General features: G+C 47.0%; 27 protein-coding genes and 1 tRNA gene. 24 read left to right on the top strand and 4 right to left on the bottom strand.

Features of this window, described 5'->3' with window-relative positions; translation table 11 throughout:
- Nucleotides 1–157 precede the first annotated feature (157 nt).
- The 8 genes from spoIVA to BUA14_RS14780 all read left to right on the top strand — a co-directional run bounded on the left by spoIVA (nt 158) and on the right by BUA14_RS14780 (nt 5,672).
- Nucleotides 158–1,642: a stage IV sporulation protein A gene (spoIVA, locus tag BUA14_RS14815; protein WP_072773316.1), complete on the top strand. Its 1,485-nt coding sequence runs from the start codon at nt 158–160 to the stop codon at nt 1,640–1,642.
- 198 nt (nt 1,643–1,840) lie between these two features.
- Nucleotides 1,841–2,293 (top strand): ACT domain-containing protein, encoded by a 453-nt coding sequence (locus BUA14_RS14810; protein WP_072773315.1) that lies wholly within the window; start codon nt 1,841–1,843, stop codon nt 2,291–2,293.
- 94 nt (nt 2,294–2,387) lie between these two features.
- Nucleotides 2,388–2,464 (top strand) — tRNA-Pro (locus BUA14_RS14805).
- 81 nt (nt 2,465–2,545) lie between these two features.
- Entirely contained in the window at nt 2,546–3,691 is a 1,146-nt protein-coding gene (locus tag BUA14_RS14800) for a metallophosphoesterase (protein ID WP_072773524.1), read from the top strand.
- A 94-nt stretch (nt 3,692–3,785) separates the two neighbouring features.
- The gene (locus tag BUA14_RS14795) at nt 3,786–4,130 is read left to right on the top strand and encodes a PadR family transcriptional regulator (RefSeq protein WP_072773314.1); all 345 of its coding nucleotides are present in this window, start codon (nt 3,786–3,788) and stop codon (nt 4,128–4,130) included.
- A complete protein-coding gene (locus tag BUA14_RS14790; RefSeq protein WP_072773313.1) occupies nt 4,117–4,827 on the top strand; it encodes a permease prefix domain 1-containing protein in 711 nt (236 codons plus the stop codon). The genes BUA14_RS14795 and BUA14_RS14790 overlap by 14 nt, the downstream gene beginning before the upstream one ends.
- Nucleotides 4,814–5,374, top strand: a complete 561-nt coding sequence (locus BUA14_RS14785; RefSeq protein WP_178371703.1) for a hypothetical protein — start codon at nt 4,814–4,816, stop codon at nt 5,372–5,374. The genes BUA14_RS14790 and BUA14_RS14785 overlap by 14 nt, the downstream gene beginning before the upstream one ends.
- A gap of 43 nt (nt 5,375–5,417) precedes the next feature.
- Nucleotides 5,418–5,672 (top strand): hypothetical protein, encoded by a 255-nt coding sequence (locus BUA14_RS14780; protein WP_242954663.1) that lies wholly within the window; start codon nt 5,418–5,420, stop codon nt 5,670–5,672.
- Between the two features lie 76 nt (nt 5,673–5,748).
- Here the strand turns inward: BUA14_RS14780 and BUA14_RS14775 are convergent, their stop codons facing one another.
- Complete coding sequence (locus BUA14_RS14775; protein ID WP_072773523.1) at nt 5,749–6,441, bottom strand: TerC family protein; 693 nt, start codon at nt 6,439–6,441, stop codon at nt 5,749–5,751.
- Nucleotides 6,442–6,761: 320 nt separating this feature from the next.
- On the opposite strand from BUA14_RS14775, the gene BUA14_RS14770 reads away from it, so the two are divergent.
- Nucleotides 6,762–7,181, top strand: a complete 420-nt coding sequence (locus BUA14_RS14770) for a hypothetical protein (protein WP_072773310.1) — start codon at nt 6,762–6,764, stop codon at nt 7,179–7,181.
- 127 nt (nt 7,182–7,308) lie between these two features.
- Here BUA14_RS14770 and cybH read toward each other — a convergent pair whose 3' ends face one another.
- Genes cybH through BUA14_RS14755 form a run of 3 tightly spaced genes read right to left on the bottom strand, consistent with a single transcriptional unit; the run spans nt 7,309 to nt 10,862 of the window.
- Complete coding sequence (gene cybH, locus BUA14_RS14765) at nt 7,309–8,031, bottom strand: Ni/Fe-hydrogenase, b-type cytochrome subunit (RefSeq protein WP_072773309.1); 723 nt, start codon at nt 8,029–8,031, stop codon at nt 7,309–7,311.
- Between the two features lie 18 nt (nt 8,032–8,049).
- Complete coding sequence (locus BUA14_RS14760; protein WP_072773308.1) at nt 8,050–9,762, bottom strand: nickel-dependent hydrogenase large subunit; 1,713 nt, start codon at nt 9,760–9,762, stop codon at nt 8,050–8,052.
- A 20-nt stretch (nt 9,763–9,782) separates the two neighbouring features.
- Nucleotides 9,783–10,862: a hydrogenase small subunit gene (locus BUA14_RS14755; RefSeq protein ID WP_072773307.1), complete on the bottom strand. Its 1,080-nt coding sequence runs from the start codon at nt 10,860–10,862 to the stop codon at nt 9,783–9,785.
- Between the two features lie 163 nt (nt 10,863–11,025).
- On the opposite strand from BUA14_RS14755, the gene BUA14_RS14750 reads away from it, so the two are divergent.
- The 15 genes from BUA14_RS14750 to nirJ1 all read left to right on the top strand — a co-directional run bounded on the left by BUA14_RS14750 (nt 11,026) and on the right by nirJ1 (nt 26,368).
- Complete coding sequence (locus BUA14_RS14750; RefSeq protein ID WP_072773306.1) at nt 11,026–12,177, top strand: amidohydrolase; 1,152 nt, start codon at nt 11,026–11,028, stop codon at nt 12,175–12,177.
- A 324-nt stretch (nt 12,178–12,501) separates the two neighbouring features.
- Entirely contained in the window at nt 12,502–12,879 is a 378-nt protein-coding gene (gene speD / locus BUA14_RS14745; protein WP_072773305.1) for an adenosylmethionine decarboxylase, read from the top strand.
- Between the two features lie 244 nt (nt 12,880–13,123).
- Nucleotides 13,124–13,879, top strand: coding sequence for a polyprenyl synthetase family protein (locus tag BUA14_RS14740; protein ID WP_072773304.1), 756 nt, complete (start codon nt 13,124–13,126; stop codon nt 13,877–13,879).
- A gap of 126 nt (nt 13,880–14,005) precedes the next feature.
- Nucleotides 14,006–14,758 (top strand): twin-arginine translocase subunit TatC, encoded by a 753-nt coding sequence (gene tatC, locus BUA14_RS14735; protein ID WP_072773303.1) that lies wholly within the window; start codon nt 14,006–14,008, stop codon nt 14,756–14,758.
- Nucleotides 14,759–14,770: 12 nt separating this feature from the next.
- Nucleotides 14,771–15,175, top strand: coding sequence for a Sec-independent protein translocase subunit TatA/TatB (locus BUA14_RS14730; protein WP_072773302.1), 405 nt, complete (start codon nt 14,771–14,773; stop codon nt 15,173–15,175).
- A 22-nt stretch (nt 15,176–15,197) separates the two neighbouring features.
- On the top strand, nt 15,198–16,166 hold the full coding sequence (locus BUA14_RS14725; RefSeq protein WP_072773301.1) for a polyprenyl synthetase family protein: 969 nt from the start codon (nt 15,198–15,200) through the stop codon (nt 16,164–16,166).
- 329 nt (nt 16,167–16,495) lie between these two features.
- Complete coding sequence (locus tag BUA14_RS14720) at nt 16,496–17,170, top strand: 4Fe-4S dicluster domain-containing protein (protein ID WP_072773300.1); 675 nt, start codon at nt 16,496–16,498, stop codon at nt 17,168–17,170.
- Nucleotides 17,171–17,192: 22 nt separating this feature from the next.
- A complete protein-coding gene (gene nrfD, locus BUA14_RS14715; protein ID WP_072773299.1) occupies nt 17,193–18,134 on the top strand; it encodes an NrfD/PsrC family molybdoenzyme membrane anchor subunit in 942 nt (313 codons plus the stop codon).
- A gap of 301 nt (nt 18,135–18,435) precedes the next feature.
- On the top strand, nt 18,436–19,740 hold the full coding sequence (resB, locus tag BUA14_RS14710) for a cytochrome c biogenesis protein ResB (protein WP_072773298.1): 1,305 nt from the start codon (nt 18,436–18,438) through the stop codon (nt 19,738–19,740).
- A 24-nt stretch (nt 19,741–19,764) separates the two neighbouring features.
- Nucleotides 19,765–20,616, top strand: coding sequence for a c-type cytochrome biogenesis protein CcsB (ccsB, locus tag BUA14_RS14705; protein ID WP_178371702.1), 852 nt, complete (start codon nt 19,765–19,767; stop codon nt 20,614–20,616).
- 134 nt (nt 20,617–20,750) lie between these two features.
- The gene (locus BUA14_RS14700) at nt 20,751–21,389 is read left to right on the top strand and encodes a precorrin-2 dehydrogenase/sirohydrochlorin ferrochelatase family protein (protein WP_072773297.1); all 639 of its coding nucleotides are present in this window, start codon (nt 20,751–20,753) and stop codon (nt 21,387–21,389) included.
- Complete coding sequence (gene hemA / locus BUA14_RS14695) at nt 21,365–22,696, top strand: glutamyl-tRNA reductase (protein WP_072773296.1); 1,332 nt, start codon at nt 21,365–21,367, stop codon at nt 22,694–22,696. Before BUA14_RS14700 ends, hemA begins: the two co-directional genes overlap by 25 nt.
- A gap of 10 nt (nt 22,697–22,706) precedes the next feature.
- Nucleotides 22,707–23,633 (top strand): hydroxymethylbilane synthase, encoded by a 927-nt coding sequence (gene hemC / locus BUA14_RS14690; protein WP_072773295.1) that lies wholly within the window; start codon nt 22,707–22,709, stop codon nt 23,631–23,633.
- Nucleotides 23,634–23,681: 48 nt separating this feature from the next.
- On the top strand, nt 23,682–25,196 hold the full coding sequence (gene cobA, locus BUA14_RS14685; protein ID WP_072773294.1) for a uroporphyrinogen-III C-methyltransferase: 1,515 nt from the start codon (nt 23,682–23,684) through the stop codon (nt 25,194–25,196).
- Nucleotides 25,193–26,368 (top strand): putative heme d1 biosynthesis radical SAM protein NirJ1, encoded by a 1,176-nt coding sequence (gene nirJ1, locus BUA14_RS14680; RefSeq protein WP_072773293.1) that lies wholly within the window; start codon nt 25,193–25,195, stop codon nt 26,366–26,368. Before cobA ends, nirJ1 begins: the two co-directional genes overlap by 4 nt.
- The last annotated feature ends 2 nt before the right edge of the window (nt 26,369–26,370 follow it).

Below are 26,370 nucleotides of genomic sequence, written 5' to 3'. Positions count from 1 at the left end.
ATTTTGACATAATTGCCCAAGCCGGTCAATATACTTATACTGCGTAATGTGCTAGTCCAGTTATCCGGTATCCATCATCTTGTGTCAGGGAGGTGGGGGGATAAGGTGGGGGCCCTTCCCCGGTTTTGGGACAGCACTCAAAAGGGAGGGAATTTTTGTGGAAAAAGTGGACATTTTTAAAGATATTGCTGAGCGTACAGGTGGCGATATCTACCTCGGAATTGTTGGGCCAGTCCGCACTGGGAAGTCCACCTTTATCAAACGCTTCATGGACCTCCAAGTCCTGCCCAATATCACGGATGTATTTGAGCGGGAGCGGGCGAATGATGAACTTCCCCAAAGTGGTTCAGGTAGGCAGATCACGACGACGGAGCCTAAATTTATTCCATCGGATGCGGTAGAAATTCTGATTAAAGACAGCATCCAAATGAAAGTTCGTTTAGTGGATTGTGTCGGCTATGCTGTGGAAGGGGCTATTGGCTACGAGTCGGAAGATGGCGAAGAGCCTCGTCTGGTTCGGACCTCCTGGAGCGATGAGCCCATTCCGTTCCAGGAAGCGGCTGAGATTGGCACACGCAAAGTGATTACAGATCATTCGACCATCGGTATTGTCATTACGACAGATGGCTCCATCACCGACATTCCCAGGGAAGCCTATGTGGATGCCGAAGAGCGGGTCATTGAAGAGCTGAAGCACTTAGGGAAGCCTTATGTGGTCGTCATGAATACCACTCGTCCTTATTCGGAAATGACCATGGAGTTAAGCAGCTCTCTCGAAGAAAAATATAATGTGCCTGTTATTCCGGTCAACTGCCTGGATATGACACCGGAAGATATCACGCAAATTCTTGAAGAAGTTCTTTATGAGTTCCCGGTAGCGGAAGTCAATATTGAGATTCCCAAGTGGGTTGAAGAGCTGGATTCCAGCCACCCTGTCCGGGCCAGCTTCGAAGAGGCTGTCCGCCAATCCATTGAGGGCATCCGCCGTATCCGCGATATCGATATGGCCCTGGATAAACTAGGAGAATGCCCCAATGCCCAGGATGTTCTGCTTAAGCAGATGAATTTGGGAACAGGCATCGCCGAAATTGAAATGACGGCTATTGATGGACTCTTCAAGACTGTCCTTGAGGAAATGACCGGGGTTAATGTGGAAGGGGAACACACCCTGATGAGGCTGGTCCTGGATTACAGCAAGGCCAAAAAGGAATGGGATAAACTTGCTCCGGCCATTGAGGAAGTGCGCAACAATGGTTATGGCGTGGTAACCCCCCATCTTGACGAAATGTATCTGGAAGAGCCGGAGCTGGTGAAATCCGGCGGGCATTATGGCATCAAGCTGAAAGCCAGTGCCCCATCCCTCCATATTCTCCGGGCGGATGTGACCACTGAGATTACCCCTCTGATCGGAACAGAGAAGCAAGCCGAGGATTTAGTCCGCTATATTCTCGACGAATTCGAATCTGATCCGAAGAAGGTATGGGAATCCAATATCTTTGGTAAGTCCTTGCATGACTTGGTCCGGGAAGGGGTGCAGACGAAGCTTTACCGGATGCCGGAAAATGCTCAGCACAAGCTTCAGGACACTCTGCAAAGGATTGTCAATGACGGTAACGGCGGTCTAATCTGCATCATCATCTAGTCAAAAGGGTTCCTTCGGGAGCCCTTTTGGCATGAATAGGAGTGAATAAGAGGGACAGGTGCGATTATTCATAAAGTAAATAATGGTACCTGTCCCTCTTATTCAAAAAACAAAGGTTGCTATAGGATGGACATTTGCTTATAATGTTCACTAATAACACATGTATTCCCATAGTTCAGGAGCAGGGAGCGAAAGCCAGTGGCGGGTCAGAACCGGAATAAAGATTTCTTAATCGTCAGTAAAGATATACTTCCCGAGGCCATCCTCAAAACAGCCCAGGCTAAAGAACTGTTGGTCAAAGGGGATGTGAACACGATTAATGAGGCTGTGGACCGGGTCCAGCTGAGCCGCAGCGCCTTCTATAAATATAAGGATGGGGTTTTTCCGTTCTATGAGGCCAGCAGGGAAAAGATCATTACCTTTTCCCTGACCCTAGAAAATACAGCAGGGGTCTTATCCAATGTGTTGAATACCATTGCCCGTTTTAAGGCTAATGTGCTGACTATTAATCAGGGAATCCCTCTCCAGGGGATCGCCAATGTCACCATATCTGTGGAGAATATGGGGATGGTGGATATTCCGGAAAATCTTTTATGGGCATTAGGTGAGATTAACGGGGTTCGGAAAATAGAGGTCATCGGACAAAATTAGCTGATAAAATTAAAGCGTGTGTTGCCAACTTATGTCTTGCATTTTTTTAAAACATATGTTATTTTATATAAGTCCCTCAAATACGGGATGCAATCGGGGCGTGGCTCAGCTTGGTAGAGCGCTACCTTGGGGTGGTAGAGGTCGCACGTTCAAATCGTGTCGCTCCGACCATTAATGAAATTAGGAAAATCCGCAAACTTGCTCCAGGCAAAGATTTGCGGATTTTTTATATCTGGGAGAGGCGGGGGTGCCATGAACATAGCAGGCGTCATTTTTGGTGTGATAGTGATATTATCTGTTTACGGAGGCGCGAACTATTATGTCGGGAGGGAGATATTTCAATGGCTCAGCCTGCTCTTCCCGTATATCAACGCCAGGATTTATACAGGCATCTATCTATTTTTTGCTTTATCGTTGATCATTGGTTTTTTGCCCTTTTCTTCTTTTATAAAGAGAATTATGAGTTGGCTGGGCGCGCATTGGATGGGGGTCTTTATCTATCTTTTATTATTTTTTATGGTAGCGGACTTGATGATAGTGTTCGGAAGTATCTTCAAGGTCATTCCCAGCCCTATCCCTCAGAGCATCCGTTTTTATGCGGGGCTGATGGTGATTCTATTAACCGCCGGCCTGGTCAGTTATGGGATCTATAACGCCAATCAGATTAAATACGTTTCCTATGCTGTACAAACGAAAGAAACGACCTCAGCTGCCGATATGAAGATCGTTCTGATCAGCGATTTACATTTGGGAGCCGTCAATTCGGAAAGAAATCTGGAGCATATCATTCAGGGTATCAATCATTTGGAGCCGGATCTTGTCTGTCTGGCCGGGGATATTTTTAACGATGACTATCATGCCATAGGCAATCCTGCCGCGGCCATTGATTTGTTTAAAGGCATCAGGGCTACGTACGGCGTCTATGCCTGCCTGGGCAATCATGACGGCGGCAACACGTTTAAGGAAATGCTCAGTTTCCTTGAGCAAAGCAATATAAAGCTCCTGAATGATGAATACGTCATAATTGATGAGCGGCTGGTTTTGATTGGCCGGCTGGATCCGTCGCCGATCAGGGGTTTTGGGGAGCTGAAAAGGAAAGATATGACGGAGACGATAGCTTCGCTGGCAACCAATATCCCTGTTGTCGTCATGGATCATACTCCCTCAAATATTGAACAGTATGGCTCGGAGATTGATTTGGTGCTTGCCGGACATACACACAGGGGTCAGATATTTCCAGGGAGCTTGTTTACAAATGCCCTGTTTGTTGTGGATTACGGGCACTACCAAAAAGATGCCGATAGCCCCCATGTTATTGTTACGTCGGGTGCGGGGACTTGGGGGATGCCAATGCGGGTCGGTACCCATAGTGAAATCGTAAGTATTTTATTGCGTTAGAAAGGGGTTTAAATTACATCTTTTTGCTATACCTTGATCATCTATGTATAATTTACATAGATGATCAAGGTATATTTATAAGGAGAGTGGCACGATGAAAATTGATAAAGGCTTGATTGGTGGCAGCACGAATCTTTTAGTGCTGACTTTGCTTCAAGAGCAGGATCGGTATGGTTATGAAATAATCAAGGAGCTGGAATCCCGTTCGGACAGTACCTTTCTGTTTAAAGAGGGGACACTCTATCCCGTTCTTCATAAGCTTGAAAATAACGGATTAGTCACCTCATATATGGTGAAAGGTGAAACCGGCAAAGAGCGGAAATACTATAAAATAACGAGTAAAGGTCAAAAGCAGCTGGCGGAAGAGAAGCAGACCTGGGAAACATTCTCGGTTTCAGTAAACAAAGTCATAGGTGGTAACGCCCATGCTTTTTCCTGAGTTGGATGATTTTTTGAGAACTGTTCTATCCCATGTTAAATTTTCCTTTGACAAAAAGGCCATCCGTTCTGAACTGGAAAGCCACCTTTGGGATAGAATCGAAGAATATCTTGAACAAGGCTATGAGAAAGAAGCCGCCGTACATTTAGCGGTGGAGGGTATGGGGGAGCCAAAGGAAATTGGCATAGAGCTCAATAAACAGCATAATCCGCTCATTGGCTGGTTATGGTGGTTAACCAATAAAGCGGTTGTGTTATTAGTTGCCATTAATCTTTTGTTTTATGGGATACCAATTATGGATTCTTTGACGGCTTATGATCCGGCCAAGGATATTCTCCCCACCGACATAGTCTATGATTTAAAGGTTGATGAAAAAGTATGTTTGGATGATACAGTGCTTGAATTTACCCGTGTTATTCTGAAAAAGAATGGGGAGTTAAGCATTATCTACAAATATTACGATACCCGGTTCTGGGGGAGAGGATGGAGCTTAGGCGGAATCGGCAGGATCTCGGACAATTTGGAAAATGAATATTGGAGTGGCTCCGGTAGCAGTAACGGAGAAATTGTGACCAAAGGAATAAGAACCTTTACGAATTTTGATAAAACAGCGGAGATCTTAATCATCAGCTATGATCACTTCAATAGAAGTTATCGGGTTGAAATCCCGCTGAGGGCCGGTGATGTCATTGAGTAGGTCTAAGAAAATCATGCGCAACATGCTCTTAATGGTTGGGTTAGGCGCTATGTTCATTCTGCGTTCTGGCCTCTACCTGAGTCCGCTGTCAGCCCATGAACATTCTGAACGCAGCATCCATTATGGACCATCGAAGGTTGTGCATATGGAGGACTTTGACAAGGGTAAGTACATTTTGGGGAAATACGATCGATGGGTATCCTGTAATACGGTAAAAAAGGAGCTCTTTTTTCTTTGGGGCTTTGGCAATAACCCCGTCGGCTTTGAAAATGATCCTACTAAGGCAATAGATTATACGAAGGATGGTTCTTTTGATGATGATCATTATGATTTTAAACTTTACGGAATCGTCAATGACCCCAGAATTAAGAAGGTTGAGGTTATCCTAAGGGATGGAAGGGTTTTGGCTCAGACTGAATACTACGGGGATTTGTTTCTTTTTACCTGGCAGACCGATGAATATAGTCCGAATGGGGGTCTAAAAGAGGTTCGTGGTTATGGTGAAGAGGACAGCATTTTATTTAGTGCAGAGAATGAAGTGGACTAAGGGATGTGGTAAGATAGTTATGATGTGATTAGACTAAGGAAGGATGAGTATTGTATTGAAGAGGCTGGACTTTAACAAATTTGTGGAGGCAGATTTTACTTATATGCGTTTTGCCCATGTGGCCAAGCAGGAGAGCCAGTTAGGCATGAGAGAGCGCATTGACAGAGAAATGGCTGTCATGATCGATGATTTGATGTCCATCAACTTAGAGTATAATAATGTGGGTAAGCAGGTCCTTGCTATTTGGCAAGGGTACTGGATGGCCATATCGGCACTGGATATCGATGTGGAAGATTAATTCCTCTGCGAATCCAGGTTGGCAAATAAGTCATAAAGAAACGTGCCCGGGCAGGGCACGTTTCTTTGGGTATACACTAGGCTGCATGGTGCTGAGTAGTTTGCAGAGATTTTTTCTTATTTTTCCGGTGACCAAGAAACAGGACTATGGCTATAAAGACGGCACTAAGGCTCCATTCAAGGAGGGCGCTTTCACCAAGAAAGTTTTTTACATAAGGTTCACCCACCAACATGGTTACGGCTGTGTGGGTTATGACTGCAGCCCCGAGGGGAATAATGATCGGAAAGCGGTTGATGGCCTTGATAACAAGAGTGCTTCCCCAGACCACGATGGGGATACTGATGCACAGTCCGAAAATAACCAGAAAGGGACTTCCGTGAGAAGCGCCTGCTACGGCTAAAATATTATCCAACCCCATAATAAAGTCAGCAATAATGATTGTGCGGACGGCTCCCCAGAAATTCGCAGCGCTTGCCACCTGCTCCCCTTCTTTATTATCGGTAAGGAGGTTGTAAGCCATCCAAACCAAGAGAACGCCGCCCACAAACATTAAACCGGGGATCTTTAATAACCAGACAGCCACGATAGTCGCTAACGAGCGGATAAGGATAGCCCCACCGGTACCGATCAGAATCACTTTCTTCTGGGATTGTTGGGGTAAGTTTCGCGCCGCCATGCCGATAACAATGGCGTTATCACCTCCAAGAACCAGGTCCATAAGTACGATGGCTAATACAGCTGAGAAAAATTCCGGGCTAAGAAACTCCATTTCGTTCATCGCTTCCTTCCTTATTTTGGGTAGTACCTAAATGCACAAGTCTGGACATTAAAAAAACCTTTACCCGAATGGGCAAAGGTCTCGCTAACAACTGTGTTGCCAACAAAGCCGGGACTTTAGTCCGTGAATGACGACTTTGCTGTACAGCTACTCCCCTTTGGACTTGATAATTTCAGTATAGCAAGGTTGAGGACAATCTTCAAGATTCCCCAAAAGTTTTTTCGTAGTCACACCAATTTCCGGTTCGTTAATATGCTGATAATGGAATAGAGATTATTCCTACTATTAGGTATTGGAGAGGAGAAACGGAAATGGCGTTATTAAGTTACAACAGAAGCATCATAACCAACGAAGCAGAGGCAACTTTTGTGCCGCTCACAGGAATACCAACATTAATCCTGGAATTTGGTCTTTTCGTGCCCACAGCGACTAACTTTGTAGAATTGCAGACATCTGTCGGCTGGCAAGTTGTGAATACCATTGCAGATTTTCAACCCACCCTTAGATTGGTCGTTTTGCAGGATGGGCTCGAAGTAGGGGCTGCTCATCAGGAAGCCCTCGCAGACGGTGATGATGAACCGGTGGAAATGTTGGCGGCCTTCCAAACGGTTCTGACCGATGTAACGGTCGGTCATCATGTTTACCAAGTGTTGGTTTCTAACCTTCAGCCCGCTCAAGGGGATATTGCCGTCACAGGCCCAGCTACGATATCCGGTAAAGCTATCAGCTAAAAACAAGCAGGGGACACTTCGGTGTCCTTTAATTTTATTAACCCGGCGGGAAAAGGCTGCCCCAGTAAACCTAACCGGAAAAGCAAAATGGCGGACTGCTTATTGAGGCAGCCGCCATTAACTGATATCAGGGAGAAGGGGGATGATCCTCCGGTTTGACAGTTTCAGGGAGTTCATATTTATAGCCGCTGATCATGGATGAGACAGTACCATCATCATCCAAAATATCCTGACGAAAGACCATGTAGAGATGGCCGAGGAGAAAGGCGGCATAACCCCAGGCAAACAGGTGGTGGATCATTCTGACTTGACTTTCACTGCCTATAGCTGGGATCAGCCAGGAAAAAAGGCCAAGAACTCCGCTGGGTGTGGCAGTGGCTCTCATGGCAAAACCGGTCAGGATCATGACCAGGCTGGCTACCCAGATGAAGACAAGATACATCAATTGAGCCATCGAATTATGCCCGACATGGGTTGTATGTTCACGGGTTAAGAAGAGATAGTATTTTAGAGTGGCTACGGCATCCTGCCAGAACTCTTTGCGCCAAAACCGCAGTTTGGAGAACTCATTGCCGACCACAAACCAATACAGGCGGAAAAGAAGATTGGCTGTAAAGATATAAGCAGTTATACCATGCCAAAAGCGCATATTGCCCATGAAGAAATTGACCGCCGCTTCCCCGGGAGCGCTCAGGATGGGATTGCCAATATACAATCCGGTTATAAACAGAATCACGATGGCGACGGCATTGATCCAGTGGAAGAATCTGACCGGCCATTGCCACACATAGATAGGAGAGCGGAGTTTTGAGGGACTTCCATCAGGTTGATAGTTATTGGTTTCAGCCATGGGGCACACATCCTTTGTCTAGAGAACTTTTACTTTGGCTAATTCTTCTCCTGCCGGAGAGATGAGATGAGTCGCGCAGGCTAAACAAGGATCAAAGGAGTGGATGGTTCGCAGCAGTTCCAGAGGCTGATCCTGAACGGCTATAGGGGTATCCAGGAGGGAGGCTTCGTAGGGGCCTTTGACCCCTTTCTCATCCCGGGGAGCGGCGTTCCAGGTGGTTGGAACCACTGCCTGATAGCTTTCCACCTTACCGTCACGGATTTTGACCCAGTGAGCCAGAGCACCCCGGGGCGCTTCGGCAAAGCCAACCCCTTGAGCAGTGGCCGGCCAGCGGCTGGGTTCCCATTTCTCCGGATTGAAGGTCTGACTGTCACCTGCTTTAATATTAGCGAGTAAATCCGCGTAAAATCCGGCTAAATGATCCACAGAAAGTTTGGCTTCCAGGGCCCTGGCCAAGGTTCTGCCCAAAGTAGAGAATAGAGCGGCAACGGGAAGGTCCAGGCGCTGTAAAGCATCGTCCACCAACCCCTTGATAGGCTTATTGCCCCGGGCATAACCCACCACAAAGCGGGCGAGGGGGCCCACTTCCATGGGATGTCCTTGCCAATGGGGAGTTTTGATCCAGCTGTATTTTTTATTCTCATCGAGATTATGGTAGGGAGGTCTTGGCCCGTCATAAGCCGGGGCAGTCTTGCCCTGCCAGGGGTGCAGCCCTGCTTGAGGATCGTCGTATTGGTACCAGGAATGACTGATGAATTCCTTGATGTGTTCGGGGTCTTTCAAGTCCACGTCATAAACCTTGCTCAGATCCCGGTTTAAGACGGCACCATTGGGGAAGAGGAAGGAATCAGGCTCGCGAATATCGGTCATCGGGACACCGCCGTAGCAAAGGAAATTGCCGATGCCGCCGCCCCATAAATCCCCTTTGTAGAAGCCGGCAATAGCAAAGAGATCGGGAAGGAGGACTTTATCCACGAAGGTTTGGGCCTCATCAATTTTGGACTTGACGAGATTTAACCGTTCCATATTAATCACATGGACATCATTCATATTGATGGTGGAGGGATGACCTCCTACACAATAATTAGGATGAGGGTTTTTACCGCCAAAGATAGTGTGGATTTTGACGATTTCTTTTTGCCAATTTAGTGCCTCAATATAATGAGCCACTGCCAGCAAATTGGCTTCAGGAGGCAGACGGTAAGCAGGATGCCCCCAATAGGCATTGGCGAAAATCCCCAACTGCCCGCTTTCCACAAGCCCCTTGACTTTGTTCTGGACATCGCGAAAGTAACCGGCCGAGGAGTTCGGCCAATCCGAGAGGGACATGGCCAGTTCGCTGGTGGCTTTGGGATCGGCTTTAAGAGCACTGAGAACATCCACCCAGTCGAAACCATGCAAATGATAGAAATGAACCACATGATCATGGACCATTTGGGTAAGGGTCATGATATTGCGGATAATGTTGGCATTCTTAGGAATTCGATAGTCAAGAGCATCTTCGACGGCACGGATTGAGGTCAGGGCATGAATATGGGTACATACTCCGCAGATTCTCTGCACAAAAGACCAAACGTCTCTGGGGTCCCGGTTCTCGACGATTTTTTCAATTCCTCGAAAGATAGTTCCCGAGCTTAGGGCTTCAGTAATTTGGGTACCTTCAACCACAGCTTCGATTCTTAAATGCCCTTCTACCCGGGTCAGGGGATCAACGACAATTCTTGTAGCCATAGATTCCAAACCTTTCTTTACTAGTCCTGTTTTTGTCTTTTCTCACTGGTTTTGGTGGCGATGGTCGCCGCAGCATGGGCCACTACACCGACCCCGGCCACCCCTAGAGCAGCCATGCCCAGTTCGTCAGGATTTCTGCCGATGGCATTATTAGGGATGTCCGCCAGATGAGTATAAAAGGGTGTGCTGGTATCGTACCAGTTGTTTTCGGAGCAGGCCATACAAGGATGACCTGATTTCACAGGGAAACTGATACCCCCATTCCATTCCATGACCGCACAAGCATTGTAAGCCACAGGCCCTTTACACCCCATCTTGTAGAGGCACCACCCCTTTTTAGCTCCTTCATCATCAAACTGCTCTACGAATTGACCGGCATCAAAGAAAGCCCGCCGGGTACACCCGTCGTGAACCCGCTTGGAATAGAAAGCTTTGGGACGGCCCTGGCTGGTCAGTTCAGGAATCTCGCCAAAGGTTAGATAATGCACGATAGTTCCGGTGATGACTTCAGCGATGGGCGGGCACCCCGGTACATCGATGACCGGTTTGTTTTTGACAATACGGCGGATGGGAACGGCTTCGGTAGGATTGGGGTAAGCCCCCTGAATACAGGCATTGGTGGCGCAGGAACCATAAGCGATGACTGCTGCCGCTCCGTCGGCACATTCCTTGAGAAGGTCATTGGCGGTCATTCCCCCAATGGTACAGTAGACTCCGCCGTCTCCTAAAGTGGCGCTGCCTTCAACCACCAAAACATAGTGTCCATAATAATCCTGCATGGCCTTGAGCCGGGCAGACTCAGCCTGTATTCCCGCAGCAGCTTGGATAACTTCCATATAATCCAGGGATATCATATTCAAGATGAGATCGGAAATCAGGGGATGAGCACTGCGCAGAAACGATTCGCTGCAACACGTGCATTCCTGTAAATTTAAGTAGATCACCGGAACGCGGGGTTTTGTTTCGAGCGCTTTGACTATTTTGGGGACAGCTGAAGAATCAAGACCCAGCATAGCCGCGGTGAGCGTACAAAATTTTAAGAAGTCACGCCGTGATATGCCTCTGCGGCGGGCCCAGCTATAATAGGTATCCTCGCCCAAGATTATCCCTCCCTGACTCTGTAATGAGTACAGTGTTTTGCATAAAGTGGTAAATTATACATAAGACGGTTGCTTCCGCCCCAAAGCTAATATTCTCAATGTGTTCAATCCTGACTATTCCGGTAATACTAAGAAAGGTTAAATTGATGGAGAAGGTGAAGAGATGAGTCTTCTTATTAAAAACGGATTGGTATGGCTTCATGAACAAGAGGATTACCTTAAGGCTGATATTCTCATTGAGAACAGCAAAATCAAAGAGGTGAGGCCGGTAATCGAAGGAGAGAAAGGAATCCCGGTTCTTGATGTGCGGGAGGGGTATATTTTGCCGGGATGGATTGACTGCCATACTCATCTGGGGATTATCGAGGAAGCGACAGGAAAAATCGGTGTGGATAATAATGAAATATCCGATCCTATTACCCCGAATCTCAGGGCAATCGATGGAGTGAATCCCATGGACATAGCCTTTAAGGATGCGGTTCGCCATGGCATCACAACCGTCATGTCCGGGCCGGGAAGCGATAACCCGGTAGGGGGTTTGAACATGGCTTTCAAGACTGCGGGGCGAATCATCGATCAGATGGTGATTAAGAATCCAGTAGGTCTGAAGATAGCCCTGGGAGAAAATCCTCTCACCACCTATGGTGCCGATAAAAAATCGCCGGTGACCCGGATGGGGACGGCCTCTCTGATTCGTGAATTATTCATGCAAGCTCAGGATTATATAAGCTTAAAAAAGGCGAATAAAGTGAAAAAGCGTAATGTCAAGCTGGAAGCTGTGATTCCCCTCTTAATGGGTGAAATCCCCTTGCGGGCCCATGCTCATCGCGCCGATGACATCATAACCGCCGTACGCATTGCTGAAGAGTTTAAGATCGAAAAATTAGTGATCGAGCACGGAACAGAGGCGGATCTGATTGCCGACTACCTGTTTGAAAAGAAAGCCGCGGTAGCTTTGGGCCCCATGCTGACTCCCCGCATTAAGATGGAGCTGCGCAACAGGAATTATGCTTCGGCTCTTAAACTAATGGACTCAGGGTTAAAGGTGGCCCTGATCACCGATCATCCCTACAACTCCATCGATCAATTGCGGACCATAGCCATCCTGGCTGTAGCCGAAGGTCTCTCTCCAAAAGATGCTCTCAAATGTCTGACGGTCAATCCGGCTGAGATTCTGGGATGTGATGACCGTATTGGCAGAATCGCCGAAGGGTATGACGCTGATCTGGTGGTCTATGATCAGGAACCGCTGAATATTAACGCTAAAGTTTTGCAGACGATCATTGATGGGAAGATTGTTTACTCGGTCAAATGACTCTCCAGGATTTTGCTTTACGCGAAGTTTTGTTTCCACTCGCTTAAATTCGCTCACTATTGTAAAGCAAAATCCTTGGGCTGTCTTTGGAAGTGACAAGATAAAAGTGAAATCTTAAGAAATGCGGAGCAAACCGGCAGAGAGTTCGCCTTATTCCGGAATTGAAGCGGAATAAAGGGTTTTACGGGATTAACCTTTACTTTTTTATTGACAAGCGGCCACATTGTGCTACAATTGTTTTCGATAGGAATTTGGGTCACCGGACGTTGGGTTCGGCTCGGATTCCTTCCATTTTGCTTTTGTAAAGGGGGCAAAGATGACAAGATGAGCAATTCTCTGGGACGTCATGTGTTGGCTGAAATCTATGGTTGTAGTTTCGAGATTCTTAATAACCGCGAAGATGTCGAAGCAATCATGGTCAACGCAGCCCTGGAAGCAGGCGCAGAAGTACGCGAAGTGGTATTTCATAAGTTCAGCCCGCAAGGTGTGAGTGGTGTAGTGGTCATTTCCGAATCCCATTTAGCCATCCATACATGGCCGGAACTTGGTTATGCGGCTGTCGACGTATTCACATGCGGGGATCAGGTCAATCCCTGGGATGCCTGTAATTATTTGACTGAGCAATTTAAAGCAGGTCATATGACAGCTACGGAAATGAAACGTGGACTTGTAGAAGATCCAAAAGAAGCGGTAAATCTTTAGGAGGGATATTTATTTTATTCCAGACTGAGATAAGGCTGGCATAATAGACCTTGTGACGGGAGAGTTACAAGGTCTATTGTTTTGAATGATGGAATGTCAATATTTGCTAAGTAATTGCGGGATGATTTATATGAACTTGTAAAAAATAATGTTATTGATCCTTGGAACCTTGATAGGGGCAGGATTTTGATGAAAAGCCTCGAATATTACTTAGATTAGCCTCAAATATTAAGGAGAGATTGCCTTGTTGCTACTGTCTGAACACTTCAAGGAGGAGCTTGAAGAAATAAAAAGAACCCTTCGACGTGAAATCAAGCTCAAGGCTGCTGAATTTGACGAACTTGTGGAATTGAATTTTGGTGAACTTGAGAATAACGCCTGCCCGCTTATTGTCCTTGCTGTGAGCCAAACCTTTGGCGGCGCCGCCCGTTCAGCTATTGGCCTGGCCACAATCCTTCAATACATATTTATGGCCGATCAGGTTCATCGCCTGATGAAGGATGATCCGGATCTGGAAGAAAGTAAACGACAATTTCCGGTTCTTGTGGGAGATTTTCTTTATGGAAAGTTTTTCCTGAGTTTGTGTAAAGAGAAAATGCTTCATTTCCTGGCCCCTTTGGCTAAGGTTATTGAAAATATGAATCAAGGAGCAATCATCCGTTGGTTGTCGAGGGATAAAAAAGTAAGTGATGGCGAATATATAAGAACTATTGAGATGGAAAGAGCATCTCTGACCGGCCTTGCGGCACGGTTGGGGGCGGAGCTGGCCGGCTGTCCGCTGAAGGTGCAGGAGCAATGTGAGACCATAGGCTGGAATTTAGGGATTGCCTGGGCGGCATCTCAAGAACGAAGGCCGGGCGGGGTGGTTGACTTTGCGCTGACTGAGGCCAGAACTATTCTTCGGGAGCTCCCTGAGCACAGAAATCATTCTTTAAATCAATTAATCGATTATATTGAAAGTCATGTACAGGTTAAAATTCTGGAGTTGAATTATAGATAGCAAAACAGGGTTGTCTTTGTCAGCAAAGCAATTCCGTGCTAAAATTGAAGAGAACTTAGAAGTCGCAATTATTTTAAAAATGCGTGCTGAATAAAAGTAGAAGGATTATGGGAAGGATGTGTGGGGATGCGCAGGCGGAAACGTGTGGACGAAAATATGCCGCTTATGGAGCATATTAGCGCATTACGCAAAGTTTTCTTATTTGCAGCATACGGAATCATTTTAGGTACGGTTGTCGGATGGATATACAGCGATCAGGTTTACGCCTTCCTTGCCAATCCAGTGATTCAACTGGGCATAGAATTAATCACAACTACCCCCATGGAACCCATCATGGTTAAGCTGAAAGTATCCATTGTCGTAGGGGTAGTCATTGCTTTGCCAATAATTATCTGGCAGATTTGGAGTTTTGTTCTCCCGGCTTTGAAGCAAAATGAAAAAAAATACCTTTATATGATTGTACCCAGCTCCGTTATCTTGATGTTAGCCGGTATAGCCTTTGCTTTTTTCTTTGTCATCCCTATCGGGCTTAAATTCCTGCTTTTTACTGGCCAAGCCGTTGTAAGTTCAACTACTCTGGTGACAAAAGCTTCGTATTTATCCTTTATTATACGTTTTCTTTTAAGCTTTGGTTTGATTTTTCAACTTCCTGTTATCTTGCTGCTTTTGATTCGTATTGGCGTCCTCTCCCCGGATAGCCTGGCTAAAAAGAGGAAGTATGCCTTCTTTGGGATTGTAGTGGTGACAATGCTCATTTCACCTACTCCTGAAATTATGACTCAGGGACTAATGGTGCTGCCTACCTATATGTTGTATGAGGCCAGTATTTGGCTCGGTTATATTGTGGCACGAAAACGAGAGAAAGCACTGGAAGGATAGGGGGGGTAAGAGATGAGTTTTAATGAACTTATTATATTAATGGTTATCGCCTTGGTATTATTCGGCCCAGAAGACCTTCCCGATGTGGCTCGTGCCATTGGAAAGGTGGTTTTTGAGGTTAAGAAAATTGCCGGAGATATGACGAAAGAATTTCAGGATGCTGTGAATACTCCCAGCAATGTCCTCAAGAAGACCTTAGATGACACATTGAAAACCCCGGCGCCTAAGAAAAGCAGCCAGGAAGAAAAAAAGACGGCAGCTGCAGCCCCTTCAACTGTTGCAGCGGTTACACCGGAAGCTGCAGATACGCCAAGCGATGAGAATGCAACACCCAATAAAGATGACGAAGAATTATTAACCTATGATGAGGATCCTCTTGCGGAACTCCCACAAGACATGGTGTCCTACGAAAAATAGGGTGCAAGCAGGTGAACCAAGATTGAAACAACTTTGGCTTTTTAACCAAATCAACTCCGATCTGCAGAGGGTTGAGAAAGAACTTCATGCTTATATAAAAACAGATTTTCCTATACTGGATCAATCCGCTGTTCAACTATTGGAAGCCGGTGGGAAGCGGTTGCGCCCGGCTTTTACCCTTTTAGCAGGAAAATTCTATGGCTATCCCATTGACAGGCTCCTTCCGGTGGCTATGGCTTTAGAATTGATTCACATGGCCACTCTGGTTCATGACGATGTAGTGGATGCGTCAATGACCCGGCGGGGGCGGCCCACAGTTAAGGCAAAATGGGGAAATGTAGTTTCGATTGCTACCGGGGATTACCTATTGGCTAAAGCGCTGGAGCTGCTTGCTCAGATTAATCATCCTGAAGTGTCAAAGATTCTTGCTGAAGTCAGTGTGGAAATGAGTCAGGGAGAAATCCAACAGATTAAGGCTTCCAATGATGTCAATCAGAACTTGAAACAGTATTATTATCGTATTAAGCGTAAAACGGCCATGCTTATTTCCGCCAGCTGCAAACTGGGTGCTCTGGTTTCTTCTGCCCCGCGGAGAGAAGTTTGGGCTCTGGGTGCTTATGGACACGCCCTGGGTATGGCTTTTCAAATCGTTGATGATGTCCTGGATGTCACTGCTGAAGCCTCCGAACTGGGCAAGCCTGTGGGAGGAGATATCCGTCAAGGAATTATGACCCTGCCTTTGATTCTTGCCCTGCATCAATCCGGGGAGAGGGAGCGCTTGCATGGATTGCTGGCCAAACCGGAGAAGGATGACGATGACGTCAGAGAGGCCATTAAAATGATCAAGGACTCCGGAGCAATTGCTGACTCCATGCATTATGTGGACTTATATATAAGTAAAGCCAATTCTTACCTTCAAGAGCTGCCCAATGTGCCGACCCGGAAAGCTCTCGTGGATTTGGCTTATTTTGTGAAGGAACGCAAGTTTTAGGGTATATTTAAAGATAGGTAAAATTTATTGCACTTGCATCTAACTTGCCCCAATGAACACTGAGACCGAAAGAAATCAGCCTGGAGTTGATGGACTTCGGTCTTTTCGATAGGTATATAATTGTGAATTTTTAGTGAAATAATAATGAGAATGCAAAAATTACCGAAAGCTAATACTTTGCAATAAATAATTTCTATGGTATTCTTTATTACGAAGACAAGAAGCAAAGGCAGAGGTTATGAACTAATAAATAAATAGGATATGCCGGAGCTTTTTGTGTGAAAAAATGGGTAAGTACTAGAGGGAATTAGAGAAAGGGGTTGTTCCATGTGTCAAAGCTCGATGTAAAATTAACACGTCGTACAGCTTTAAAAATCGGGGCTTTAACCGCAGCTGCCGTGGCAGTTGGTGTGCCGATGGGAAGTTTGAAAGAAGCGAGTGTTAAAGCTGCAGGAACAGAGTCGAGTGAATCCAAGCAATTAGGTTTTATGTATGACCAAACAAAATGCATTAATTGTAAGTTGTGCGCCAAAGCATGTAAAGAAACGAACAAATGGGAGCCCGGTGCCGAATGGCGTAAGGTATATGTAGCAGAGCCGGCAAGCAACAAGGTGTATCTCTCTATGAGTTGCAACCACTGTGCCGATCCTGCCTGTATGACAGTATGTCCTGTCAAAGCCTATACGAAACGGGATAAAGACGGTATCGTAGCCCATAATACGAAGAAATGCGTGGGCTGTGCCTATTGCCTCTATGCCTGCCCTTACCATGCACCACAGTTTGTTAAGTCCGGTACCGGAGCAGTAACGAAATGCAGTTTCTGTGCCGAGATTCAGGACCAAGGGGGCAAACCTGCCTGTGTATCCGCATGTCCGACCGGTGCATTAACCTATGGGGATATTACTGAACTGAGAAAAACTCCCGGCGCTGTAGCTCCGGAAATCAATGGTCTGCCGCCGGCCAGCATCACCAATCCTTCATTAGTGATTATCCCGAAGGTATAAGGAATAAGGAGGAGGAAAAAACATGCATCTTCATTGGGAATGGTTAATCGTCATATATCTCTTTTTAGGTGGTTTAGGTGCCGGAGCATACCTCACTTCTTATGCTGCCGGGAGAGGTTGGTTAGGGAACTCACCTGCTTTAAAACGGGCCGGATATTTCATAGCTGCTCCTATCGTGGCCTTTGGTACAGTGCTTTTAGTATTTGACTTGGGTCAGGGATTAAGGAAACCCTGGCTGCTGATTGGCCTTTTAAGCAACTTCACCTCAGTCATGACCTGGGGCGTGTATATTCTTGCCCTCTTCATCTGTGTGGGATTAGTGGTTGCGTTCTTTGTCTGGAAGAAAAAAGAGATTCCCAGTGCGTTAGAGCACCTCGGAGCACTGCTGGCTTTCTCGACCTGCGCTTACACAGGTTTGCTCGTTGCCGTGGTTGAAGCGATTCCTTTCTGGAATACCTATGTTATGCCGGTATTATTCGTTGTTTCTGCTATTTCGACAGGTCTTTCCATCACGGTCCTGGTCAGCAATATCATTGATAAGGGCGTACATTCTGACGAGTACAAGATTTCCAAACTTCACTTCTATCTGGTCAGCGTTGAGATCATCCTCGTCGCCTTTATCTTCAGCGTGGCCAATGCCGGTGGCGGGGTGAAAGCCGCTTCTGCCGCTCAAGCCATTTCCGGCGGGCTGGCGCTTTGGTTCTGGCTGTTCCTTGTGGTACTGGGACTGGTGGTGCCTCTGCTGATCTCAGCTTTCGCAGTCAGAAAACTTGGCAAATCCGCTCATACCGGTCATGCTCTTCATGCGGCGGCTGGAAGCGGTAATACCGTAGCCTTAGAGCAAGGACAAGGATTGGCCAATGTTCTCCTTCTCAGTGATGCTCTGGTTGTTCTGGGCGGGTTTGTGCTGCGCTACGTGGTCATCTTCGCGGCACTGCCTATTTGGAACGGTACTTTAATGTAGTTTAGTATTTATAAATTAGGAATAGAATAGGGAGGCAAAGCTCGCAATGCCGTTGATCAGGGTTGAAGAGCTTTGCCTCCTTTTTTTGCACTTTATGTACTTTTTGTAACTTAATGGGGGAAATCTTAACAAATCCTTTTTCAACCCTTAACAAACCCTTACGGAATCCTATGGAAACCCTAAATGAATCGTGATTTTTCTGTGAAACAAACTTTCATCCTAGGCTAACCTGAGAATATATAGTAAAATAATACATAAAATAATCCTTTGAATAATTCCATAATTTATACTGGAGGTTATTATGAGCAATAGGTCTGACGGATTGATTGAAAAAATTTGGGACATCTTCAGCTCAATGAAAACAGGGTTGGTATTACTCGGAATCGTTGCTTTGGTCTCAGGGATAGGAACTCTGGTACCACAGGAATCTCTCGATCCCGAAGGAGCACATGCAGTTGCAGAGATTTGGAGAACTTTAGGATTTACCCATATCTATTCTTCACCTTTGTTTCAATTCTTATTAGGTCTACTTTGTATTAATCTCATTGTGTGTAGTGTACAGCGTTTTGGGGGAATCTATAAGTTGACATTTAATCCCGAGGCTCCCCTGGATAAGTCCAGTCTACCTCAGAAGATTAGCGCCAAACTATCTGGGCAGACTGAAGATGTCTTAAAACAAAGAACTCAGGAAGTACTTAAGAAGAAGGGTTTTCGCCTTACCGAATCAGCGGGCGAGGGGCAATGGAGTTTTACAGCGCAGAAGCGGCGCATGGGCAGTTGGGGATCCTTCATCACTCATCTTTCTTTTGTGATCTTAATCCTTGGTGCCCTGATCGGGTCCCTCTCCGGCTTTAAAGGGTATATGATGGCCGGTGAGGGAAGCGTGGTTCCCATTCAGGAGATTGACCTTTATAAAGGCCAAGTAAAAGAAAACTTTATGGTTAAGATCAATTCGGTGGAAGATAGGATTCTGCCCAGCGGGGAGAGGGATAACTGGTATACCGATCTTAGTATCATTGAATCAGGTACAGAGGTTCACCGCCAGTCCATTTCTGTGAATCATCCCTTGACCTATAAGGGTGTAACCTTCTACCAATCCAGCTATGCACCGGGAGCCCAATTTACTGTAGAAATGGGTGATAAGACCTTTCCTGTAGCACTCCAGAATGGGTATGGTTATTTCAATGCACCGGGAACCAATTTTTACTTTGTGCTGGCGGCCATGAAAACAAGCCCTCAAGAGTCCGTGATCCTTTATCAGGTTTTTGATGAGCACAGGCAGTTGGATATGGGGCAGCTCACACCGGGAGAATCCAAGAACATCCAGGATGCCTATACCATAACCTTTGATAAAGCGATAGCATTCACAGGATTACAAATTAAAGAAGATCCTGGAGTAGGGATTGTTTGGCTGGGAAGCGGCCTTTTAATGGTGGGATTGCTTTTATCCTTCTATTGGCGGCCTGTTCGGATTGCAGGCGTTTTGGAGGCTAATCATGAGACCCAAGAGGCAACCCTGACTTTGGGAGCTTACATCGGAAAGCTGAGCATGGGAGCCAAAGAGGAGTTCGACCGTATTGTTGCTGAAGTAGAAGGAATATCATAATTTTGTGTAAAGGAGTCGATATCGTTGGGCGGATCCATGGAAAATTTCGAAGTCATTTTATTTTATATCATGGTTGGAGCTTACATAGGAAGCACCGTCTTCTATTGGATCGGAATGGCTGCTAAAAAGGACGTCTTTACCCATCTGGGTACATTCGCTGCCATCATCGGACTGATAGCCAATACAGCGGCCATCGCTTTGCGCTGGGTGATTACGCAACGGCCGCCATTAACCAATGGTTATGAATTTATTCTTACCTTCTGTTGGGGAATTGTCATTATTTATATCTTTGCGGAGTTCCGCTATAAGATTAAAGCTCTGGGCAGCTTTGTCATGCCTGTAACCTTCATATTGCTGATGTTTATCATCATGAAAATGGGCCCTTCAGAAAGAGTGGCCGGAGCTATCCCACCAGCCTTGAAAAGCCAGTGGTTGACCTTCCATGTGTTCACTGCTATGCTGGCTTATGGAGCCTTCGCTATTTCCTGCGGTTTGGGAATAATGTATTTGCTTAAAACCGGCGGCTCTCATGAAAAGCATGAAAAAGAAACCTGGCTCAGCCGTTTTCCCCATGAAAATGTTCTGGATGAACTGGCTTATAAGATGATTGGCTTTGCCTTCCCTATGTTGACCCTATGTATCGTTACGGGCGCTATTTGGGCTAACTATGCCTGGGGCACCTACTGGTCCTGGGACCCCAAAGAGACCTGGTCCCTGATCACTTGGATTATCTACGCAGCCTATCTCCATGCCCGTTTGATGTATGGCTGGAAAGGAAAACGGGCGGCTTGGATGGCCATCATTGGTTTTGCAGCTGTGTTGTTTACTTTCTTTGGCGTGAATTACCTGCTTCCAGGCTTGCATTCTTATGCCTAAAGAAGAGCTTGTTCATAAAAACACTTAATCATCCCATAAGAAATTGCTTGTTTTTTAGTTGGGATTTTCGTTGTAAGATGTGATTAGAATGATTTAAATTTTAAGGGTTCTAAAAAAGAAGCGGGGGGCTGTACGTGTCACATTATTACCCCATCTATGTTGAGTTGCAGAATAAGCCGGTTTTAGTCGTGGGCGGAGGAACAGTCGCTTTGCGCAAGGTGAAAACCCTGCTGGAGCATGGTGCTGTCGTTCGTATCGTCTCACCCGAGCTTCACCCTGAATTAGTGGAACTGGTGGATGATGAACGATGTCTGTGGAAGAAAAAGGAGTATTCTGCCGATGATCTGCAGGATGAGGTGCTGGTATTTTCCTGTACAGAAATCGAGGAGGTTAACAGCGCCGCGGCAGGAGATGCCCAAAAATCCTTTCGTCTGATCAATGTGGTGGATGATCCGGAGAAATGTACGTTTATTGTGCCTTCCATATTGGAACGGGGAGATTTAAGCATTGCTGTCTCTACGGGAGGGAGCAGTCCCATTGTCGCCCGGCAGATTCGGGCCGAGTTGGCAGAACACTATGGGGAGGCCTACAAGGATTACCTGACTTTGCTGGGAAGCTGGCGCAAGGACGTTAAAGCCCGGCTGACAGCGGAGCAGAAGGAAAAGTTTTGGAATCGGGCTACGGATGGAGAGATGCTTGAGCTTATAAAAAACGGTCGGCTGGACGACGCGAAGGGAGTAATGCAGAAGTGTTTCCAATCACTATTGGGTTGAACCACAAGACGGCTCCAGTAGAGATTCGTGAGAAAGTCAGCTTTCATCCTTCGGAGATCAATAAAGCCCTACTGGAATTGGATGCTCTATCCGCCTTAAATGGGGTCGTGCTGTTAAGCACCTGTAACCGTTTGGAGATCTATGCCGCCACTCCTGAAGTGGAATTGGGAGTCAGTGTGATTAAGAAATTTCTGGCCCGGCATGGGAAGCTTCGGGAAGAAGATATTGATCAATATCTTTATGTCCATACTCTTTATGATTCCGTACGCCATCTTTTCCGTGTCGTCGCCGGACTGGACTCCATGGTGATAGGTGAAACTCAAATCCTGGGCCAGGTAGCGGAGGCCTACGAAAAATCATCACAGCTTGATCTGAGCAATAAAATTATTCACGCCATTTTTCAAAATGCTTTGGCAGTGGGAAAAAGGGTCCGCTCCGAGACACAAATTGACCAGCATCCCACCTCGGTTTCCTACACAGCGGTAGAGCTGGCCAAGCAAACCTTTGGCGATGTGCAAGGCAAGAGTATATTGATTTTAGGGGCAGGTGAGATGAGCGCTCTGACGGCCAAGCATCTGGTGGCCAGCGGAGCGGATACTGTATTGGTGTCCAATCGCTCTATGCAGCGTGCTCAAGCCTTGGCAGAGGAATTCTCAGGAAGAGCCATTCCTTATGAGGAATTGGATACGGCCTTGGCCGAAGCAGATATCGTTATTTCGGCAACGGCTGCCGCTCATTTTGTCATCAAGCCGGAGCGCATGAGGCGGGTTATGGAACAGCGCCAGCGACGGGCTTTATTGCTGATCGATATCGCCGTACCCCGGGATATTCATCCCAATGTGGGAGAATTAGAAGGTGTGACCTTGTTTGACATCGATGATTTGCGAGGAGTAGTGGACTCCCATCAAAAAGCTCGGGAGGAAGCAGCCCTGCAGGCTGGAAGGATTCTCGAAGAAGAGATGGGACGCTTTGTGAAGTGGCATAATTCCCTGTATGTAGTTCCCACCATCGTTGCTTTGCAGCGTCGTGGGGAGGAGGTCCGGGAGATTATGCTGAAAAGCGCCTTGAATAAACTGGGTCCTATCGATGAGAAACAGGAGAAGATTATCCGGTCCATGGCCAACTCCATCGTAACTCATCTTCTGCATGCTCCTATTGCCAATTTGAAGGAAGCAGCCAATACCAGCCAAGGTCATCTTTATACGGAAATACTCCAAAATTTATTTGACTTGGATGGTAATGAGCTTTCACCTCATGCGGGGTGGAGTGTTCATCATGCCGCCAGTCATCATTCCAACCAAAGTTAAGGGGGAGCACATGGGAAGCGTTAAAATAGGTACACGGGATAGTCAGCTGGCCCTTTGGCAAGCCGAATGGGTGAAAGGGAAACTGGAAGAGTATTACCCGGAAAGAGAGTTTGTCCTGGTCCCCATGAAAACAAAGGGAGATAAGATTCTTGATGTCCCCCTTGCTAAAATCGGCGACAAGGGTCTTTTTACAAAAGAGTTGGAAGTTGGTCTTCTCAATGGAGAGATTGATTGTGCTGTCCATAGCCTCAAAGATCTGCCTACGGTTTTGCCCCCAGGTTTGGAAATTGCCGCTTTTTGCGAGAGAGAAGAGCCGCGGGATGTTTTTCTAAGTAAAGACGGCACGCCTTTAGGGTCATTACCGGCCGGTTCAATCATCGGCACCAGCAGTTTAAGACGTAAAGCCCAGTTGCAGAATTATCGCTCCGATCTGTCTTTTGCGGATTTACGCGGCAATCTCCAGACCCGTTGGCGGAAGCTGCAGGAGTCCAATATGGCAGGTATCGTTCTGGCAGCGGCCGGTGTGAAACGCTTGGGCTGGGAAGACCGGATCACAGAATACATTTCTGAAGAGATTATGCTTTCAGCAGTAGGCCAAGGAGCCATTGCTGTGGAGATTGCTGCTCAGCGGGCTGATGTCCGGGAGATGCTTAACCTGCTGAACCATGGGGATACGGAAAGAGCCGTCAAAGCAGAACGGACCCTTCTCTACCGCTTGGAAGGGGGATGTCAGATTCCCATCGGAGCCTGGGCTGTGATAGAGCAGCAACAGATTGTTCTAAAGGGAATGGTCGCTTCCTTGGATGGTCAACGCATCCTGAAGGTCACCCTGTCGGGAGAGCATCCTGAAGAGTTGGGCAGGCAAGCTGCCGATCTGCTGATTGCTCAAGGAGCCATGGCGATCCTGCAGGAGATTCGTACACCCTTCGAAAAGTAAAGTTTTTATTCTTCATAATACGCTACAGCAAGCAAGGAGTGTTCTGATTTGGACAAAGGATATGTATATTTGGTTGGTGCCGGGCCAGGAGATCCGAAACTCATTACTGTTAAGGGTGCGGAGTGCATTGCCAAGGCCGATGTGCTGATCTACGATCGCCTGGCTTCACGCCGTCTCCTGACCTTAGCCCGTCCCGATTGTGAACTTATTTATGTAGGGAAATCCCCGGACCGGCACACCCTGCGCCAGGAAGAGATCAACGCTCTTCTGGTCCAGAAAGGCCTGGAAGGTAAGATAGTGACTCGTTTAAAGGGGGGGGACCCTTTTGTTTTTGGGCGCGGTGGGGAAGAAGCAGAGGATCTGCTTCAGGCAGGGATTCCCTTTGATATTGTCCCCGGTGTTACTTCGGCGATTTCCGTACCTGCTTATGCAGGCATTCCGGTGACTCATCGTGATCTAACCTCTTCTTTTGCTGTCATAACCGGTCATGAAGACCCTACCAAAAACAGCTCGGCTTTGGCTTGGGAACATTTAGCCACGGCTCACGGGACCTTAATCTTTTTGATGGGCATGGAAAATCTGTCCTTGATCTCTACTAAACTTATCGAAAATGGCCGTTCACCTTCAACTCCTGTGGGAATTATCCAATGGGGGACCCGGCCGGAACAAAGGGTGCTTGTCGGTGAACTTCAAAATATTGCTCAATTAGTAAAGGAAGAAGGCATTACCAACCCCTCGATTATCATCGTGGGAGAGGTTGTTCAACTAAGGGAGAAACTGCAATGGTTCGAAAAGAGACCTCTCTTCGGTCAGCGGATCATTGTGACACGAGCCAGACATCAAGCCAGTGCCCTATCTCAAGGCATTGAAGATCTGGGAGGTGAACCATGGGAATTCCCGGCTATCGAAATCGTACCACCCAGCGATCCCCATCCGTTGATTCAGGCCATCAAAAATCTGAAGCGGTTTGAATGGCTCATCTTTACCAGTGTCAACGGAGTAGAAGAATTCTTTAAAGTTCTCAGAGAGCAAGACAGGGACGTTCGTGATTTGGCCGGTATGGATGTGGTAGCTATCGGTCCGGCCACCAGAGATGCTTTGGAGAAGCGTTGCCTGAAGGTTTCTTTTGTTCCTGAAGAATACCGGGCGGAAAAAATCATCGAAGGACTGGCCAGCCGGGTTCTGCCTGGTCAAAGTGTGCTCCTGGCCCGGGCCGAAGAAGCCCGGGATATTCTGCCCGAATCACTGAAAGCTTTAGGAGCGGATGTCTGGGATGTTCCCACTTATCGTACAGTTTTGGGGAATGCCAACAAGGAGGAATTGATGAAGTTACTGGAGGAGAAAGCTGTATCGGCCGTTACCTTTACCAGTTCCTCCACAGTACGCAATTTCCTGCAATTAATTGATGGCAGGCAAAGCCTTTTGGAAGGGGTTAAACTCTATTCTATCGGTCCCATTACCAGCAAAACTGCTCAGGAATTTGGGTTGAGCATTTACCGGGAAGCAGAGCAGTATACTATTAAGGGGCTGCTTGAGACTCTTGCAAGGGGGAACGAGGAATGATCAGTTTAACAAAATTGCTTTTTAATACAGAGTACTTCGGTGATTCTCTGCGCTACAGCAAAGGGTCAAAAGGGTCTATGCACGGAACCACTTCCGGGTCAGGGCCGGTGGTGGTATGGAACTCGACCCGGACCTGCAATTTGCAATGCGCCCACTGTTATATGGAATCCGATGCCCAAAAATATCAAGGAGAATTGACCACAGAAGAGGCCAAACGCTTTATTGATGATTTGGCCGATTTTAAAGTGCCGGTGCTGCTTTTCTCAGGGGGGGAACCCTTGATTCGCCCGGATTTTTTTGAACTGGCTGAATATGCTGCCGCCAAAGGGATTCGCCCCACCCTATCCACCAACGGAACCCTGATCACCAGGGAAGTGGCTCAACGCATTAAAAACATTGGCGTGGGCTATGTGGGAATCTCCTTGGATGGCTTGCGGGAGGTTAATGATAAATTCCGCGGCAAGCAAGGGGCTTTCCAAGCGGCGATGGCGGGCATTCAGAACTGTGTCGCCGTAGGCCAGCGGGTAGGGCTTCGCTTTACGATTAATAGCCATAATTATGCGGAGCTGGATAAGATCTTTGACTTTATTGAAGAGGAAAGTATCGATCGGGTCTGCTTCTATCATCTGGTCTATTCCGGACGGGGCAATCAAATGATTGCTGAGGATGTTACTCCCGAACAGTCCAGGCAGGCCATGGAAACCATCATCCGGAGAACCATTGACTTTGAAGAACGGGGACTCCGCAAAGAGATTTTAACTGTGGATAATCACTGTGACGGGGTTTATCTTTACCTGCGTACTTTAAAGGACGATCCGGAGAAGGCTCAAAAAATCAAGGAATTGATCAGCATGAATGGAGGCAACCGCTCCGGGATCGCTTTTGGTGAAGTGGATCCTCTGGGCTATGTGCATCCGGATCAATTTACCCAACATATCACCTTCGGCAATGTGCGGGAGCGGAAATTTGGGGAGATATGGACGGATCAGGCCCACCCTATTCTGGCTGGGCTAAAGGATCGCAAACCCCTTCTCAAAGGCCGTTGCGCCCGCTGTCAGTACTTAAATAACTGTAACGGCAATTTCCGCACCCGTGCGGAAGCTGTTACCGGAGATTTCTGGGAATCCGATCCAGCCTGCTACTTGACCGATGAAGAGATCGGCATAGTGTAGGG

It is taken from the genome of Desulfitobacterium chlororespirans DSM 11544, assembly GCF_900143285.1.
GTDB classification, from domain to species: Bacteria; Bacillota; Desulfitobacteriia; order Desulfitobacteriales; family Desulfitobacteriaceae; genus Desulfitobacterium; species Desulfitobacterium chlororespirans.
Note: the sequence above shows the minus strand (reverse complement) of the source record. Positions and strands in the feature narration are given on the sequence as shown.